The organism is Roseobacter cerffii, from assembly GCF_054226325.1.
This window is the reverse complement of record NZ_JBTBYJ010000003.1, coordinates 69,162-85,683: the sequence shown is the minus strand read 5'-3', so window position 1 is coordinate 85,683 and position 16,522 is coordinate 69,162. Positions and strand designations below refer to the sequence as shown.

The following is a 16,522-nucleotide window of genomic DNA, read 5'->3' as shown; positions in this document are numbered from 1 at the left end:
GGATCTCCGAGTCTTTATCGCTTCATTGATCTTGCGATAGCCATACTGTCCGTATTGATTCTCAAGGCGGATCAGCGCCAATTGAAGTGCATCGTCATCTGCCTTTGCTGGCCGGCATTGCAGGGAGCTCGGCGCCAAACGAACGACCCGGCGCGTCCGCCGCTCAGACGTGACGAGCTTCTGGCGTGTATGAATGACGGCCTGACGGAGTTCCTTTGTGATCTCCCTCTCGGCGATTGTCGTGCAATCATCTGCCTGTCATCGGGACCCTGGGCTTAAGGAAGTTCAGGCTTTCCTCGAGTATGAGCTTGTCCAGTTCGAGCTCCGCGACGATCTTCTTCAGCATTCACCTTTGTCTCTCGGACTAATGACGTTCTAAAGGCTCATCGTTCTCTTTCTCCGGCGTCTTCAACTCCGACAACTGCGCGCGTCCCATTCCGCCGAACCACTTCCGCCAACTTTGGTAAGTCGCATCACTGATACCGACATTGCGGCATGCAGAGGCTACATCGTTGTCTGTCGATAGCTTCAGCTCGGTCTGACGCAGCAGCTTCAGCACGTCTTCGTCCGAGTGTCGCTTCCTCGCCATGCCATTTCCCCCGCTCGCGGCCAATGTAATCGCCCAGTTTTAGAGGAGAAAGACAGTTGTGCGTCTGCTGAGACTAGGGGGCGGCAAAAGTAATAGCCTTGTGCCGCGGAGATTCCGGCGCCGCGAATGACGGCAACTTCTTCAAGAGTCTCGACGCCTTCCGCAATCAGCTCGAAGCCGACCTTGTCCGCGACCGCTTTGATTGCCTTGATAAAAATCTTACTACTAATGCGATTATCGCATCCACAAATTAGGGAACGGTCGATCTTTACGAAGTCAGCGGGAAAACCATCTATGTTGCCCATCGACGAGTGCCCGGTTCCAAAGTCATCAACACCGATCTTGATTCCACACCGCCTCAGGAGAGAAAGGTTTCGCGTCACTGTTTCATTCAATTCGAGTACTTCGGACTCAGTAATCTCAATGCGGAGGCGCCGAGGGGACAGGTTCACTTCCTTGAGAATTGTCGAGATCGAAGCGGCGAAGTCGACTCGCAAAAAGTCTGCTGCTGAAAAGTTCACACAGACATACATATTGTCAGACCACGCTGTCGCAGCCGAACAGGCTGTTCTGACTACAAATTCACCCAGATCTCTGATGCGTCCACTTTTGGACGCGAGTAGAATGATTTTCTCAGCTGGTATCGCTCCATAGTCAGCGTGTTCCCAGCGCACCAGAGCCTCAGCACCGAGTATCGCGCTAGTTCGAACACCCATGGTGTAGATTGGTTGAAATGCGACGGCAAGCTCTCCCCTCTCTAAGGCACCGGGGAACTGAATCGACAGCGCGCGCATCATTTCGAAGTCTGCGCAGTCCACCTTGTCAAAAATCTTAAACTGATTCTTGCCGCTTTGCTTGGCCCAATACATTGCAATGTCAGCAGCTTGGCACTGCTCTTGAAGACTTACCGTTCCTTTGGGTTCGATTGAGGCGCCTATTGAGCAGCTGAGAAGGATTTCATGGTCGCAGATTATCTGTGAGCCTCGTAGTGCGGTGATGAGTTCATGCAATATACCCTCAGCTTCGAGCCTATCCTTGCAACTAAGTGCCGCAACGAACTCGTCTCCGCCCTTACGACAAACCAAAGTCCCAGGAGGAAGGTATCTGGAGAGGATCTCGCTAATCTTGATGATCAAGCCATCTCCAACGTTGTGACCGAGGCTGTCGTTGATGAGCTTGAGGTTATCGGCGTCCACAAAAATGACCAAAGTCACACCATGCAGAGATCCAAAATACTTAGTGTCAGCACAGCTCCGCTGGAACTCTTGGAATCTGAGCAATCCCGTCAATTCATCCAGATTGTAGTCTACTTCGTCGGTTGTTTGACGAGAAAGGGCCGGAGAGAGCATCTCAAACTTCATCGCACTGGTCATCCATCTTTCTTATTCTACGCCTAGGCGTGGCCGCTTAAGCGAGACCTGCTTGTCAAGCGCCCGGCCGATGTTTCCCTTATTGAAGACATTACTTAAATTTGAATGAATGATGTTCAGCCCCAGAACCGGGTGCTCTCCATGACTTGAAGCTTACCCAAATCTAACGCCTTGAGACTGCAGAATCAGATCACGGTCTCAAGATGAATAGGTTTTCCCCGAAAACGCCACGTCAGATCAGCTCGGGTGATTTGAAAGCTTGCCGATCCGCGGCAGCCGCCTATCGACCGCGATGGGCGCAACTAAGCGGCGGCTACATGGTTCTCCAGGTCTTCCGAAAGACCGGCAAACTGATCTATTGATGCGGAATCTACCCGTGTCGCCTCGGTGATGCAGATCATGTAAACCTCTTCGCCATTTACCTCTGATCTCGAGAGCACAATGTAACGCATCCCTATCGCGCTCATAAAACGTGCTACCTTCGGGTAGACAACCGCAACAAAGCCGGTCAATTGCCTTTCTCTCCTGAAATGCTCGAGTAAGAGCAACAAGTCTCGAAGCACGGTTTTGCTTTGAGCACTTGGTACATCGGGAGAGCGGCAGAAGCGGGTTAGCTCATAAACCCGACCGCGCTGCATTTGTAGGAAATCCCTTGCATCTGGAAAGCTACGGAAAAAGTGATCAATGAGCATCGTAGGGGAGGTTGTGGGCCTCACTCGGCAAGAACCGAAGTGACGGTATCGCTGATGGACAATCAGGTATCGGCTGCTGCTGTCATCGTATTCGTCGATCTCATACTCGCCTTCTGTGAGATTCAGGTCCCAGCGTTGGCGATCAACAAACTGACGTCGACGATCACGGAACATCGCTTTGGCCAAGGAGGTCGGGAGCGTTTGTTGAGTATAGACTAGGCTGTTCATGATCACCTCAAAGTGTAGATGACGTGACCTTGTTCCCTTAGTCTTACCCTATGGATAATCAAATATTATCAATGACTTAAGTTAATGTAATGTAACCGAAATCGTTTAGACTTGTGGCACGACGGTTACAGAGATCAGTGGGGACACATTCATGTTCTGATTTGTACTGAGAAGCCGAAATGCGTCTCAAGGCCTTTGAACGAAAGGCCAAATCGTGACTGGATAGCCACACTTCCTAGCAGCGTTCTTTACCGGGACCCGTGGCACGCTCGCTGATTCAGCCGTTCTTAACTTAATGAAGTCCATAAAATGCGAAATACTTCGTTGGATTGGCTGTATGCAACACTGGGCTAGAAGCGTGCTCGAAGAACTACTGTGGGCGAACAAGGACGTTTCTGATCGTATCAGAGCAGATACGATGAGAATCGTAGGTTTGATTGAGGAGCGTGATGTGCATGACTTCAGAACGCACGAATTATCTGAGATCGCCGACCATCTCTCGGTTTGTACAGACTTGTCTGATCTATCCTACCACATGTGGAGTCTGACAACGTCTCTCGGGTTTCAACACTTTGCCATCTTTGTTTTATCTCAAGGGCCTGGAATGAGCTTTAAGCCCCGGATCTGCACTTCATTCAACCAAAAGTGGATAGATCGTTATGTAGAGCGCCGCTATCAGTACGTCGATCCTGTCATGGCCAAGGCAAGCAAGAGTGACGGGTCGTTTCTTTTTTCAGAGGCATTTAGCAACGCTCCAATGGCAGTTGAATTCTGGGCAGACGCAAAGGCCCATCGGATCGGCCAACAAGGTGTTTGTTTTGCAATGACCAGACCCAACGGTTCGCGAATTGGAATCTCATTTTCTGCTGACGCGACCGAGGAGAAAATATCAGAGACGGTCCTTCTCAATGAATACGATCTAAGTTTTCTGGCTCAACTCGCTGCAGACTCGTTTTGTTTCTCAGCGGCCGGCCCGTCACTTCCCAATGACACTCTGAGCGTCAACGAACTGCGGTTTCTTCAAGTCTTAGCAAATAGCCCAGACCCGAAGGAGGCTTTGAATGTGTCGTCTTCCTTCGGCTCGAATGAGAGCTTACAAGCATCAATACGATCAAAACTAAATGTAGAGACGGTTTTTCAAGCGATCGCTATTGCGGCGTCGAGGGGTTGGTTCGACGATTTACCCTACGACTCAATGGAGATTCTCAAGCCGTTTTCGCCGCTTTTGGGACTAGATGAAAAGACCGGTGAGATGGATGGTTGTCTCATAGAATCTGGTCAAAGCAGCGACAAGAGAGGTGGGAGAGGGATCAAATAGTGTTCGATTTGACTTACACCGGACCCACGTGGTTTGCTCAGTGTGACTGATGCACACGAGCGCTGAGACACTAAGTCATGGAACTGTACTCCGGCATCTCCCCATTTGGAGATGTCAAGCTCGGAAAAACCAACAGATCAAGGGGCGTCTTAAGCGCCTAGCTTGAAGCGTTGCTGACGCTTTAGCTTTCGCGGAAGGCCCGCGCGAAATAGTCCGCCACCGGTTTCACAAGATAGGCGATCGGGGTGCGATCCCCGGTCTTGATGTAAGCCTCGACCGGCATGCCGGGAATGAGCACGGTGCCCTGCGCCAGCTTGTCCACCTCACCATCATTCAAAACGATTTCGGCGCGATAATAGCTCTGGCCCGTCACCTCATCCTCGAAGGCATCCGCGGAGATCTGGACCACCTGTCCATAGAGTTCAGGCGTTGTCCGCTGATCGAGTGCGGACAAGCGCAGCGTCACATCCTGCCCGGCAACCAGCTGGTCGATGTGGATCAGATCAACCCGCGCGGCAATCACCAGTGGACGATCCTGTGGGACCAGGAACATCACCGGCTCGGCCGCCCGGATCACCGAGCGGGGTGTGCGCACTTGCATGTCGTAGATGACACCCGACACCGGTGCTCGGATGTTGAGCCGGTCAATCTCTTCCTGCAGGGCGTTGCGCTGCTCCATAAGTTCGAGTTCCCGCGCCCGCAGGTCGCGCAATTGGGTGATCGCTTCTTCACGGGTGCCGGTAGACAGCCGCAGGCGCTGGATGTCGATCTCGGTGATGCGGCCTTCCGCCTGGGCTTTGGACGCGGCCAATTCGCCCAGCTGGCCATTCAATCGCGCCGACTCCCGCTGCAGGCTGAGGACCGTCCCCGCCTGGGTCAGCTGACGTTCCAGAAGGGATTGCTGATTGGCCAATTCCTCTTCGATCAGCGCAAGCTGTTGAGACAGCGACACCTGTTGCGCCTCGATCCCTTCGATCTGGCTGCGGATTTGCCCCGACTGTTTGGAGAGCTGCTCGGTCTCCTGCGCCACGGACAAGCGCCTTGCATTGAAGAGGTTCCGCTGTCCATCGACCAATTCCTGTACATCGGTATCGGCCTGTCCCGCAGCGACGAGTTCCTGATCAAAGTCGATTGCGTCGGCTTCGTCCGCTCCGCTTCCAGCCGCCCCTGCGCGCCATAAGCTCGAACAACTGATCTTCGACAATTGTCAGGCGCGAGATCAGCTGCGCGCCGTCGAGTTTCAGCAGGAGATCGCCGGCATCCCACGGCGTCCCCCTCATCCACAAGGATTTCCGCGACGGTCCCGCCGGTTTCGTGCTGAACGATCTGTCGGTTGCGGTCGACTTCGAAACGACCCGAGGAAACCACCGCACCCGAGATCTGTGTCATCCGCGGCCCAGGCCCCGAAGCCTCCCACGAGACAAAGAGCCCGAGAAAGCCGAGGAACAGCGGCTTGCGCGCCGACCATTTCGCCACGTCGCTCATGTCACACCTCCTGCACCGGCCGGGGCCTGTTTGATCTGCTTGTGGTTCTTGACCATCCCGGCGAGCACCTCGTCTTTGGGCCCGAAGGCAAGCCGCATCCCGCCGTCGAGCACCAGCAACATATCGCATTCCTGAATGGCCGCAGGCCGGTGCGCCATGATCAGCCACCGAGCTGCCATTTTTCTTCAGCGCCCGGATCGCTGAGTTCAATGCGAGGCTGCCTTCGTTGTCCAGATTTGAATTGGGCTCGTCGAGCACAACCAGAACCGGATCGCGATAAAAGCGCGCGCGCCAACCCGATGCCGCTGCATCTGGCCGCCTGACAGGCGCGACTGCCCTGAGGTGATGATGGTGTCATAGCCATTCGGCAAGTCGAGGATCATCTGATGCGCCGCCGCTTTCTTCGCCGCGATCACGACTTTCTCGGGATCAGGTGTGCCTCGAGTCGGGCGATGTTCTCGGCAATTGTCCCATCAAAGAGCTGCACCCGCTGCGGCAGATAGCCGATGTGCTGGCCCAGAACATGTGGCGCATACTGATCCAGGGTCGCCCCATCAAGCCGGATCGACCCTGCCGTCGGCGCCCAGACACCGGTGAGTGCGCGCGCCAGCGTCGACTTTCCCGCACCAGACGGCCCGATCACACCAATCGCCTGCCCCGGTTTCACATCGAAGGTCAGCGATTTCAGCGAAGCCTGCCGCTCGCCCGGCGGCACAACGCTGAGCAGTTTCACGGCCAACTTCGCCTTGGGTTTCGGCAGCGGCGTCTTGTCCTTTTCTTCCGGAACAGCGCCCAGAAGCTCGCTGAGGCTGTCCCAACCTTTGAACGCACGCTGCACCACAGGCCACTGGTTCAACGCAAGCTCTACCGGTGCCAGCGCGCGGCCCAGAAGGATTGAACCCGCAATCATTGCCCCGGCGGTCATCTCGTTTTGCAGCACAAGGTACGCGCCGATCCCCAGCATCGCCGATTGCAGTAAAAGTCGCAGGGATTTCGTTAACGACGAGAAGAGCCCGGTCACATCGGTGGCCTGCACTTGCCGCCCGAGCGACTGGCCGCGCGCGGTCTGCCAGCGTGCGAAGGCCGCATCACGCATGCCCATCGCCTGTACCATCTCGGATTCCGTGCGGATCTGGTCGGACATCAAGGTGGCGACATGGCCCGCATGGGTCGCGCTGGCCTGCGGCTCACGCGAGAGTAACTGGTTGGCCAGCGCGATGATAATCAGGACAGCAGCGCCACAGACCGCGAAGTACCCCAAAATCGGGTGAAAAATGAAGATGCCTGCGAAGAAGACCGGCGTCCACGGCATGTCGAAGGCGGCCATCAGCACGGGCGAGGTCATCAGGCGTTGCACCGCTTCGAGATCGGCCAAGCCGGTCTGAGATTTCACATCGGGCGCCACGACTGATTTGCGAACCACGGCATCGAACACGCGACGGTCGAGATCGGCCTGAAACCGCGCCCCCACGCGCGCCATGATCCGACCCCTGGTGTAGTCGAGCAGACCCATGATGCCGTACATGAAGATCACGATCATCGACAGCGCGATCAGTGTCTCTTCCGAGCCAGAGCCGAGCACACGGTCGTAGACCTGCAGCATGTATAGCGGCCCGGTCAGCATCAGCAGGTTGGCAAAGAGGCTGAACAGCGCCACCGCCCAATAGAGCGACCGGCTGCGTCTGCGGACGCGTCGTAACTCCTTGCGTCCGGTCTTCGTGTAAGAAGTCTGCATCGCTCTGTTCCGTCTCTCGTCTATTCGGCGGCGTGCGCTGAGCATCCGGGGCTTTGCCGCTCAAACGTGGGCATTCTCTGCCATTCACAAGATGACTTCTGGTGATGTGAACGGTGAGTTCTGTTTGAGTGAAATAGTGTATAAAACTTCAACTTTCGGTTAAGATGTATCCGTCCGCGGAACTACCCCGGTAGTCAAAATCCAAAAGCTAACCAAATGATGGATGCGCCCAGGCAGGCGTAATCACCAGATGAATATGATGCGACGTGGACTGCCGACACCTTCCTGCGGTCTTTGATGCATCGCTTTTTGCGCTAACGACAGAAGGGCAAGTAGATCAGTTTACCTTTGAGATAAGGCGACCGTCACATCAGGTTGCTGCACGTAGACAGCCCCTTGGCCCACAAAACACAATCTGGACACCATTGCACGTCTGGTCATGGCGCAATTCTTATGCGGCAGATTTGAAGAGGCGTCCTTTTTCAAGGTAGCTTAAAAACCTCAAGACACAACGGAACAGCATTGCCCAGCCAGAGAGATCGATCAACCTGAGACAGACTGACCTGGTGATCGTTGGTCTTGCGTTTATGTTGACCGCTAGGGTCTTTGCCAAGAAAGGAATGTCTTGGAAATCCACTTGATGCTGAGACCAATTTGAAACTTGCATTTTTGGGCAACGAACAAAAGTCTCCGTTTTGGATATCCAAGAACCGCGCCAGCCCCACAAAGAGGCTACATCGCCTCTAGCCTTCAGCAGAAATTCATTTCTCTTAAGGTCGTCGCAGGGCTTTGTTGCACAAATCGGTGCGTGACTGTACTTCCCCTTTCCCCGGACGGATTTAACCTACGACCTCGGTAACAGGTATGCCAAGAGCTGTGTATTTGTTGAGGACGGCTACGCGGACTTGGATTTCGGCGACCTGGCGGTCGAAGTCCCGCGCCATGAGGCTCTGACTCAGCAACTTTATACAATGCATCTTGGTTTCGACACGGCTTCGTCGGTGATACCCGCTCCACCGTCGCCAGATGGCGCGACCGAGATATCGTGATGCATTGACGGCCTCATTACGGGCTATGGCACCGGCGCTGGTGGGTTTCCACGGCTTGGCGTTCTTGCGCGGCGGGATGACCGCATGGGCATTCCGGGCAGCAATCACGTCATGGCATCTGCGTGTGTCATAGGCCCCGTCGGCTGTCACTGACCCGATGGCCTGATCGGCTGGAATTTGATTGAGCAACTCTGGCAGCATTGGCGCGTCACCGACATTGCTGGTGGTGACTTCGATGGCGCGAACTTCTAGCGTTTCCTCGTCGATGCCAAGGTGTATCTTGCGCCAAATCCGGCGTTTCGGGCCACCATGCTTGCGGGCGTTCCACTCGCCTTCACCCTCGGCCTTGATGCCGGTGCTATCGATCAGAAGGTTCAGTGGACCGGTGCCACCACGATAAGGCAGGCTCACGTTCATGGTTTTCTGGCGGCGGCACAGGGTGCTGAAGTCTGGCACTGACCAGTCCAAGCCGATGAGCCGCAACAAGCTTTGGACAAAGCCAGTTGTCTGCCGGAGCGGCATCCCGAACAGAACCTTCAAAGTAAGACAGGCCTGGATCGCAGCATCACTGAAACTCTGTTGCCGGCCGCGCTTGCCGCTCGGCGGCGGCACCCAAACCATCTCAGGATCAAACCAGATCGACAGCGATCCGCGTCGCTTCAGGCTGTCGTTGTAAGCCGACCAGTTCGTGGTCTTGTACTCTGTAGGGGTCCAACTGCTCATGCCCTGCAGCTATCATGCTGGATTCAAACAGTGAATCTCACAACGCGATTTGTGCAACAAAGCCTCGTCGCAGGACTCTTCCAACACCTAAGTCCGATTGCAAAACGTTTCTTCGGAGGAAGCTACGCGACGAATGATCAGCTATGAAGTGATGAATAGCGATGTGCGCCTGAACTGTCGGAAGTTTCGACGTGATAGCAAGCACTTGTCGTCGACATTTCACGAATGACTTGCCTCAAGGCGCGAGCGGTGTTGGTAAAGCCGCTTCGATCTGCTTCGTCAGCCGCCATCCTGGCGAGAGTCAAAAATTCGGCTTCAGTCATATCGCGTCTCACCTCGCCTAGATTAAGATTTGTTCAAGTGTCAGCAATCATGCTTAACAAGTTGTAAACGTTGATAAAGGGTGAGCGAAGTTTCGCGCATCATCCGATGACCATTGTAAGACATTGCAAATCGAGGTTTCTTCTATTCCCGCTGGCGCGGCGCCGTCTGATGCTAGAGGTGGGCTACAGAGAAAATGACTTGACCGGGGACGGGTACCTGACGTCGAGAGAAACTCAGGATACCGCAGCTTGGGAGAATTTTGGGTGGGCGTGAAGGGTTGAAGAATTGCGGCTTTGGCCGCTCTGTGAGCTCGCCCAACCTTGGAAATCGCGCTGGCAATGAAGGTATGCAGTGCGGAACAAAGCTGGCGTTTGCTGTGTTGATGCCAATGGCTGCTCTTTGCTCAGGCAATCGCCATGCTTAGACATGCGTCCGCTACATGTGGTTGGACAAGAAGTGAAGGAAATCGTCGCCGGTGCACTTTGCTGCAAACTGGCTACCAGTTGTTCAAGTTCCGTGCGGATCAAACCGCGCCAACGCCACGCTCTTGCCACTGTTTCCCACTGTCCGTCGAACCCGCATAAATCGCGCAAAATTTTGTTTTTTTCTTCATCCTTCGTTTACGCAATGAGTGCAGTTTTGCCTGTAATCCGCGTGCAAAAGAGATTACCCATGAGAGTGCTACTAATTGAAGATAACGATCTCGATGCTTTCGTTACGGAGCGTGCGCTCCGCTCGGTCGTACACGACATTGAAATTGCTCGTTCGGTCTGTGCAGAGACCGCGCTGGAGAGCGCTCGATGTACAGACCTTGCATTCGATTTTGTCTTGTTGGACCAAAATCTTTCCGGAACCAAGGGCACTGACTTGGTTGTGCCCCTCCGTCGAGAAGTATCCACTGCGAAATGCCCTGTGATAATGCTAACTGGTGACCACTCAGATGACACGCGCATCCAAGCACTTAAACATGGTGCGACAGCTTTTTTGTCAAAGCCGATCGATAGCCGACGCTTTACGGATCTTTTCATTGAGCGAAAGCTCTACTGGGATATCCATGACCTTCCGAGGAACCTTGAAAGATATAAAGCAGCAGTTGCCGTATGAGGCCAGGCGCCGTCATATTTTTTGCCGACGCTATGCAACGAGCAAGGCTTGGGTGTCATCCTCGGAAAGTGGTTTCTGGAAGTAGTGTGAAGCTTGACGGAAGGATTCCGCTTTAACCTTGTCCGCAGGGTCCTCTGACGACGTGAGGAACGCAATTTTACTTGTCACCACGTCCGCTCCGTAGTGCTCAGTAAGCATTTCCAGCAGGGTGAACCCGGACATAAACGGCATTGAGATATCGAGCAGGACGTAGTCAGCAACCGGCAGCGATGATGTACGTGCCATGTCCAGCATTTCGTTGCCACTGTGCACGCCAATGATCTCTCCAACCTTTGGGTTTCTTCTCAACACGCGCTTGGTCACAAAGATGTCGGTGTCGCTGTCATCGACGATGACAATTTTGCATTTTTGTTCGTTCATTTGCATTAGCCCTTTCTAGGCTTCTAGCGGTAATTCTATGTGGAAGGTGGTTCCTCGCCTGTCCCGGTTCGAGGCTGCCGTGATCGAACCACCATGGTTTTCAACGATCTGACGGCAGATAGAGAGACCCAAGCCGGTACCTTCGATGTCATCGCTTCGATGCAGTCTTTTGAAGGCTTCGAAAACAAATTCTCGGTCTTTAGGAGCAATCCCAATGCCATTATCGCTAAACTCCAAGAAAACGGTTGTCTGTGACACCTCAGAAGCCAAGGTGATTTCGGCAGGCTCATCGTCTTGCGCGTATTTCAGCGAATTCAGAAGAAGGTTTTCAAACAACGATTTAAGCTGCTGCCTATCACCTCGGAGTGTAGGCAGATCATGATAGTTGATCGTAGCTCGCGCAGCTAAAATTTGAGTTTCGCAATCGTTCTGCACCTCTTGCAGGAGGAGATTACAGTCGACGCTGTCTTCACCCGACCGTTTTTCCATTGCCATGGAATACTGAAGAACACGCTCTAGCATCGTAACCAGTCGGCGTTGGTTCGCTTGGACATGTTTGAAAAGCTCAGTCTCTTCGGCATCGAGCTTTCCACCAAGGGAATTACTCAGCTCATCAACCAAGAAACTCACGTTCTTGGCCGGTGACTTGAGATCATGCGCGAGCCCATAAGCAAACGCTCGAAGCCTCCCATTTGTACGTTCAACCTCAAGAATTTCATCTTGTTGGATCTTCGCAAGATCGCTTGAGACTTTACGCGAAACCGCTTCAGCATTCTTGACTTCTGTAAGGTCATTGTGCGCACCAAGCATGCGAACAGGCGTTCCGTTTTTGTCTCGAATCGCCACACCACGACAGCGCACCCATACAGTCGAGCCGTCAGCGTGCTTGTAACGAACGACTTGATTATAGGGGTGGGTAGGATCAGCGCAGTGCTTATCAAAATTCTCTAGGGCAACTGCCAGGTCGTCTTCAAAAATGATGTCCTGCCACTCAGCAGGGTTGTGCGACTTGGACGAAGGTTCGATCCCGAGTAATTGCCAGAATTCGGGACTCATCCATTCATCTTGGGGCCGCTCAAGGTTCCAATACCAAACACCGTCTAGAGAACCCTTTTGAAGAAAGTCCCAGATGTCCGGATCCTTGCTGACCAAATCGTACAGCTCGGACTGGAGGTAATGTCGCCCTTCTGGCTTACTCGCCTCGTCGTTCATTTTAGCCACTCAGCACATTTGTAGAGGCATAACCTTGCATTTAGGAAGGTTACTGTTTCGTTAAAGCTGTCATTTTTTCTTGGCTGAAAAGCTATGAGTGCGCGGAAAGCAGCCGCGCGACGTTTTTTTGATGCTCAAGCAGAACCATACTGTTGATGGCTGCAGGAACTGACTGCAAAATCGCGTACGCTCTTCCTAAAGTCGCCGGTGGGACACAACACAGAATATGGGAGGTATGGGCCCGTTCCAGACGTCGGATGCAGTTCGGCATCAGACATAGGAACTGGTCCCCTGCCCTAACGGACGGCCCAGAGCCGCCGTTGGGCCAGCGATCAAGTCTCTGCGATCGCACCCGCAACAGCTGCCGTTCGGTGCACCTGCTCAATATCAGCAGTTGCCGAATCTGAAGGGTGGACCTAGTCGGCCTACAGACCGCCTGCAGTCTCGCGCTTTCAATGCGCCTTGCATGGGCTAGCTTTACGTAAGGTAAATTTAGGTGTCACCACATGATTGACGACGACAGCCCCGCATTGGGCCGCTTCGACAAATCATTTCTGATCCACATGATCCGGGATTTCTTTATAGTCTTGGTGATCGTGACTCTGATCGAATTCTCGCTGAAGGCGGCGCTGGTCTATTTCAATTATCAATCCAGTGGCCAAGACGAGGCGGCCATCGTAGCCAACGATCTGGCCGAGAACGTCAGATCGATCATGCTAAACGAAGGCGGTCCAGTCGCCGCGAGGACGATGTATCCGATCCTGGAAAAGAACTGGTCGGATCTTGGTTATACGATCGCCATCGAACCCTCGCCCGTGACAGTAAGGTCCATCGAGGCAGGGTTCGGGTTCACGCCTCAGGGCATCCCAGCTACGGAATGGCTCGACGGACAGTTCAAGTCGGCCGAACTCGAGATCGTCGCCGAGGAATTCTGCCTCGCCTGCCATTCTCAGGCGGAGGTCGGTGATACGCTGGGGACCATCACGGTTCGGAACTATCTTGCGCGCGATTTCGCCCTCTGGCTCGAAGACGTTCGCCTGACCGCAACTCTATCGACGGGCAAGATCCTTCTGCATTCATTCCTTCTATTCCTGATCCTGCGTGCGCGGCTGGAACCGCTGATGGAGCTTCGCGCGGTCGTGAGTAACCTCGCGCGCGCCTACGGCAATATCGGACACCGCGCGGAGATCCGGACATCGGACGAGTTCGGCGTACTTGCCCGTGACCTCAACCTTTTTCTGGATCGCATTTCGAGGATCGTTGCAGAACTCGACACCGTATTGGGGCGGGTCGTGTCGGCAAATGACGATATCATCGCCATCCAGTCGGATCTGCGACTGTCGATCGAGAAGGTTGTGTCGAACATGCGCACCGTGGAACGCGACGCCATGCTGGGCGCACGGCGTGAGCCTCGGCTATCGAACGAGTGGTTCAGCGCAGTTCGCGGCCAAATCGGCCAGCTTGACGCCGAAGTGTCGAAGGCGGGAAGCGTTGGAGACGCGACTGAGCTTCTCGATACCCTCAAGCAGGTCGTAAGCGATGCCGAGACACAGATTGCCGCCAACGAGAAAATCTTCGAGAAGCTTGCCGGTCTCGGTGATGAAAGCGATGCCCTCAAGGACTCCATGCTCGAGATGACCCGTCTCGAAGAGCGGCTTCAAGGGATCGTCGAGACTTGCAGTGTTCTTGTGCGCCGCCTGCAACCTGAGACAAGTTCAACGAACGAAAACTCGTAAATTGCGCGCAAACCTTGAATGGGCCACACAGCAGACGTCGGAGCAGATGTAGCAACTTAGTCCAAGACATGAGGTCCACCTGCAGAGGTGGCCCCCACCTGCCTTTCATCGCGACCGGTAGTACCGTGGCGCAGCTTCACCAAACCGGTCATTTGCTACTGCCTAGCCCCGTGTCTGGGTGCCATTGACCAAGCCTATTAGGCCAAATTTGACCAACACGTTGACGCTCATTCCACCTTGTCTTTCTCGGGCGTTTGAATGGTCGGCGGTCTGTCCAGAGGTCGATCTGCGTCGAGTTCCGCCTGATTGGACGCAAGGGCTGCCGTTTCGGGGGTGGACGCGCGTGCCAATGGTTGCGACTGGAAGGCAACCTTGTTTTCGGCGGCCACCGGCGGTGCCGTCTTCAAACGCAAGAGCGCAAACAGGATCAGCAATACATGTGCTCCCCCAGTGATGCCAAAAAGGCTAGCAGGTCCGAAAGAAGTCATCGCAAAGCCGGCGATGGTGGGTCCAATGATTGAGCCGATGCCGAAGACCAATAGGAGCCCGCCGCTGACCTGAATGAAGGTGCCGGGTTCCGCATGATCATTGGCGTGCGCAACGATTACGGGGTACATCGCGAATACCGTCGCGCCGAAGAGGGCAGCGAATGCCAGCACAGCAACAGGCTGCGCTAGGCCGGTGAACAGGAATAGCGCATCAGCGATCAGCGCAAAAACGGTGATCCCAATCAATACTTTGCGCCGGTCAAACCTATCTGAGGCAATCCCTATCGGAATCTGAGAGGCAGCGCCGGCCAAGATCGGGATACTGGCGAAGAGCGCAATGTCATTGAGGCTCAGTCCGATCCGGGCCGCATAGACGGCTGCCAATGTACCGAAGGATGCATTTGAAATCCCCACCATTAGAACAGCGAATACCGCGACGGGGGAGTTTTTCCAAAAGCTTCGAAGGTTCAGCGAAACCTGGGTAAGCGGGCGGGGTGTCGTGGTTGCACTGATCGCGGTCGGTAAAAGAGCAAGACAATAGACCATCGCAGCAAGGACGAAAAAGAAGTATCCATTGGCGTCTCCCAGCGTAAGAACCATTTGCCCCGCCGTTGTGGCGGCCAAATTTACCATGGTATAGACGCCAAAGATGCGCCCGCGTGAAGAGGCGTCGGCCCGCTCGTTTAGCCAACTTTCAACGATCATCGCTGCTCCGGCGAAGCAAAAGCCGGACAACGCGCGCACAGGAATCCAGACCCAGGGCGAGATCAGCACCAACGACAGCAAAACCGCAATGGCGGCGATGGCGCACATGGCTCCAAAGGCACGGATATGGCCGACTCGGGCGACCAGGGCCGGTGTTCGCAGGCATCCCGCAACATACCCTAGTGCCCAACCTGTTCCAAGCAAGCCCAAAGAGGCGGCCGTGAAGCCTTCGACCTCACCCCGGACAGGCAGGATTAGCGCGTTGACCCCGCCCGCAAACAAGAGGAACGCCGATCCCATCAACAGGGCCGTTAACGGAAGCAGGCTTCTCAGCATGAAACGAGTTTGCCTTTCAGAGCCATTTCGAGAACTTGAATATCAGAAAGAGGGCAACACCGCCGACAAGAGAAACACCTGTCAGAACCCAGAACGCCAGCGGCGCGGCAGTCCCTGGCATCCCGGCGACGTTCACGCCAAAGAGCCCAGTCAGAAAGCCGAGCGGTAAGAAGATCGCCGCCACGACTGACAGAACATAGCTGTTGCGGCTAAGCGCATGGGCGCGGTCTGCGTCTATATGGTCCTGCAAGGCTGTCAGGCGGTCGCGTGTTGCGTCCAGCTCTTCAACAATGCGGCGTGTTCGGTTCGCAGTTTCGCGCAGAAGAGCGAGTGCTTCAGGCGCGATGATCCAGTCTTCCAGGCTTGCCAGCGCGGATATCGCTTCGCGCTGCGGATTGATAAAGCGCCGCATCTTGATGACGGCCTGGCGAAGGCCGCCGAGTTTGCCCGCAGGCAGGCGTTGACCGGCCGCTACGACTTCTTCCAACTCATCCGTTTCTTCCTCCAGCCGCAGTGAGACGGTTTCAATCCGGTTTGTCAGTCCATAGGTCAGTTCTGCAAGGAATTCGCCGACCAATCCCGGCGCCGTTCCCGCGTCTGCCGATTGTCGGATCGCATCCACAGCCCAGACCTTGCGGAGTCGCGCCGAGACGATGGCACGCTCGGTCACCCAAATCCGCAGAGACACCATGTCTTCAGGATCGGATTCGGGGTTCAGGTTCACCCCGCGTAAGTTGAGGATCAGACCGTCATCCAGCCTCTCACATCGTGGACGCGTTTCGCTCTGCCAGAGGGCACGGGCTGCGATATCAGGAAGATGCTCCTTCACCCAAGGTTTGGTCATGGGGTCGGTCAGATCGAGGTGCAGCCAGCGGTAGCTGGCGTCAGTCTGCAGGTTCGGCCAACTCTCCAGTAACTTTTCGGTACTTCCCTGCAGAACATCGAAAGCTGCTATTGGATTAAGTGCAGATTGGGCCATCTCGTCAGCTTAGTGCGAAAAGATGAGAT

Annotated in this window: 11 protein-coding genes and 2 pseudogenes; 3 read left to right on the top strand and 10 right to left on the bottom strand. The window is 54.7% G+C overall.

What is annotated here, in order from left to right:
- Window positions 1-364 precede the first annotated feature (364 nt).
- From ACVC7O_RS22120 to ACVC7O_RS22110, 3 genes are all read right to left on the bottom strand, one after another.
- A complete protein-coding gene (locus tag ACVC7O_RS22120) occupies window positions 365-559 on the bottom strand; it encodes a transposase (RefSeq protein ID WP_458326281.1) in 195 nt (64 codons plus the stop codon).
- Window positions 553-1,962, bottom strand: a complete 1,410-nt coding sequence (locus ACVC7O_RS22115; protein ID WP_458326280.1) for a putative bifunctional diguanylate cyclase/phosphodiesterase — start codon at window positions 1,960-1,962, stop codon at window positions 553-555. The genes ACVC7O_RS22120 and ACVC7O_RS22115 overlap by 7 nt, the downstream gene beginning before the upstream one ends.
- Window positions 1,963-2,261: 299 nt before the next feature.
- Complete coding sequence (locus ACVC7O_RS22110; protein WP_458326279.1) at window positions 2,262-2,879, bottom strand: acyl-homoserine-lactone synthase; 618 nt, start codon at window positions 2,877-2,879, stop codon at window positions 2,262-2,264.
- 337 nt (window positions 2,880-3,216) lie between these two features.
- On the opposite strand from ACVC7O_RS22110, the gene ACVC7O_RS22105 reads away from it, so the two are divergent.
- A complete protein-coding gene (locus ACVC7O_RS22105) occupies window positions 3,217-4,197 on the top strand; it encodes an autoinducer binding domain-containing protein (protein ID WP_458326278.1) in 981 nt (326 codons plus the stop codon).
- Window positions 4,198-4,378: 181 nt separating this feature from the next.
- Here ACVC7O_RS22105 and ACVC7O_RS22100 read toward each other — a convergent pair.
- The 3 genes and pseudogenes from ACVC7O_RS22100 to ACVC7O_RS22090 all read right to left on the bottom strand — a co-directional run bounded on the left by ACVC7O_RS22100 (window position 4,379) and on the right by ACVC7O_RS22090 (window position 9,189).
- Window positions 4,379-5,682 (bottom strand): annotated as a pseudogene (locus ACVC7O_RS22100) (HlyD family type I secretion periplasmic adaptor subunit).
- A pseudogene (locus ACVC7O_RS22095) lies at window positions 5,679-7,417 on the bottom strand (type I secretion system permease/ATPase). Before ACVC7O_RS22095 ends, ACVC7O_RS22100 begins: the two co-directional pseudogenes overlap by 4 nt.
- Window positions 7,418-8,256: 839 nt before the next feature.
- The gene (locus ACVC7O_RS22090) at window positions 8,257-9,189 is read right to left on the bottom strand and encodes an IS5 family transposase (protein WP_458326277.1); all 933 of its coding nucleotides are present in this window, start codon (window positions 9,187-9,189) and stop codon (window positions 8,257-8,259) included.
- Window positions 9,190-9,969: 780 nt separating this feature from the next.
- On the opposite strand from ACVC7O_RS22090, the gene ACVC7O_RS22085 reads away from it, so the two are divergent.
- Complete coding sequence (locus tag ACVC7O_RS22085; protein WP_458326276.1) at window positions 9,970-10,617, top strand: response regulator; 648 nt, start codon at window positions 9,970-9,972, stop codon at window positions 10,615-10,617.
- Window positions 10,618-10,647: 30 nt separating this feature from the next.
- On the opposite strand, the gene ACVC7O_RS22080 is transcribed toward ACVC7O_RS22085, so the two are convergent.
- Both ACVC7O_RS22080 and ACVC7O_RS22075 read right to left on the bottom strand, forming a co-directional pair.
- A complete protein-coding gene (locus ACVC7O_RS22080) occupies window positions 10,648-11,037 on the bottom strand; it encodes a response regulator (protein WP_458326275.1) in 390 nt (129 codons plus the stop codon).
- A 15-nt stretch (window positions 11,038-11,052) separates the two neighbouring features.
- On the bottom strand, window positions 11,053-12,249 hold the full coding sequence (locus ACVC7O_RS22075) for a sensor histidine kinase (protein ID WP_458326274.1): 1,197 nt from the start codon (window positions 12,247-12,249) through the stop codon (window positions 11,053-11,055).
- A gap of 530 nt (window positions 12,250-12,779) precedes the next feature.
- Between ACVC7O_RS22075 and ACVC7O_RS22070 the strand changes: the two genes are divergently transcribed.
- Window positions 12,780-13,985 (top strand): HAMP domain-containing protein, encoded by a 1,206-nt coding sequence (locus ACVC7O_RS22070; protein WP_458326273.1) that lies wholly within the window; start codon window positions 12,780-12,782, stop codon window positions 13,983-13,985.
- A 227-nt stretch (window positions 13,986-14,212) separates the two neighbouring features.
- Here ACVC7O_RS22070 and ACVC7O_RS22065 read toward each other — a convergent pair whose 3' ends face one another.
- Window positions 14,213-15,514 (bottom strand): MFS transporter, encoded by a 1,302-nt coding sequence (locus ACVC7O_RS22065; protein ID WP_458326272.1) that lies wholly within the window; start codon window positions 15,512-15,514, stop codon window positions 14,213-14,215.
- 16 nt (window positions 15,515-15,530) lie between these two features.
- Window positions 15,531-16,493 (bottom strand): zinc transporter ZntB, encoded by a 963-nt coding sequence (locus tag ACVC7O_RS22060; RefSeq protein WP_458326271.1) that lies wholly within the window; start codon window positions 16,491-16,493, stop codon window positions 15,531-15,533.
- Window positions 16,494-16,522 lie beyond the last annotated feature (29 nt).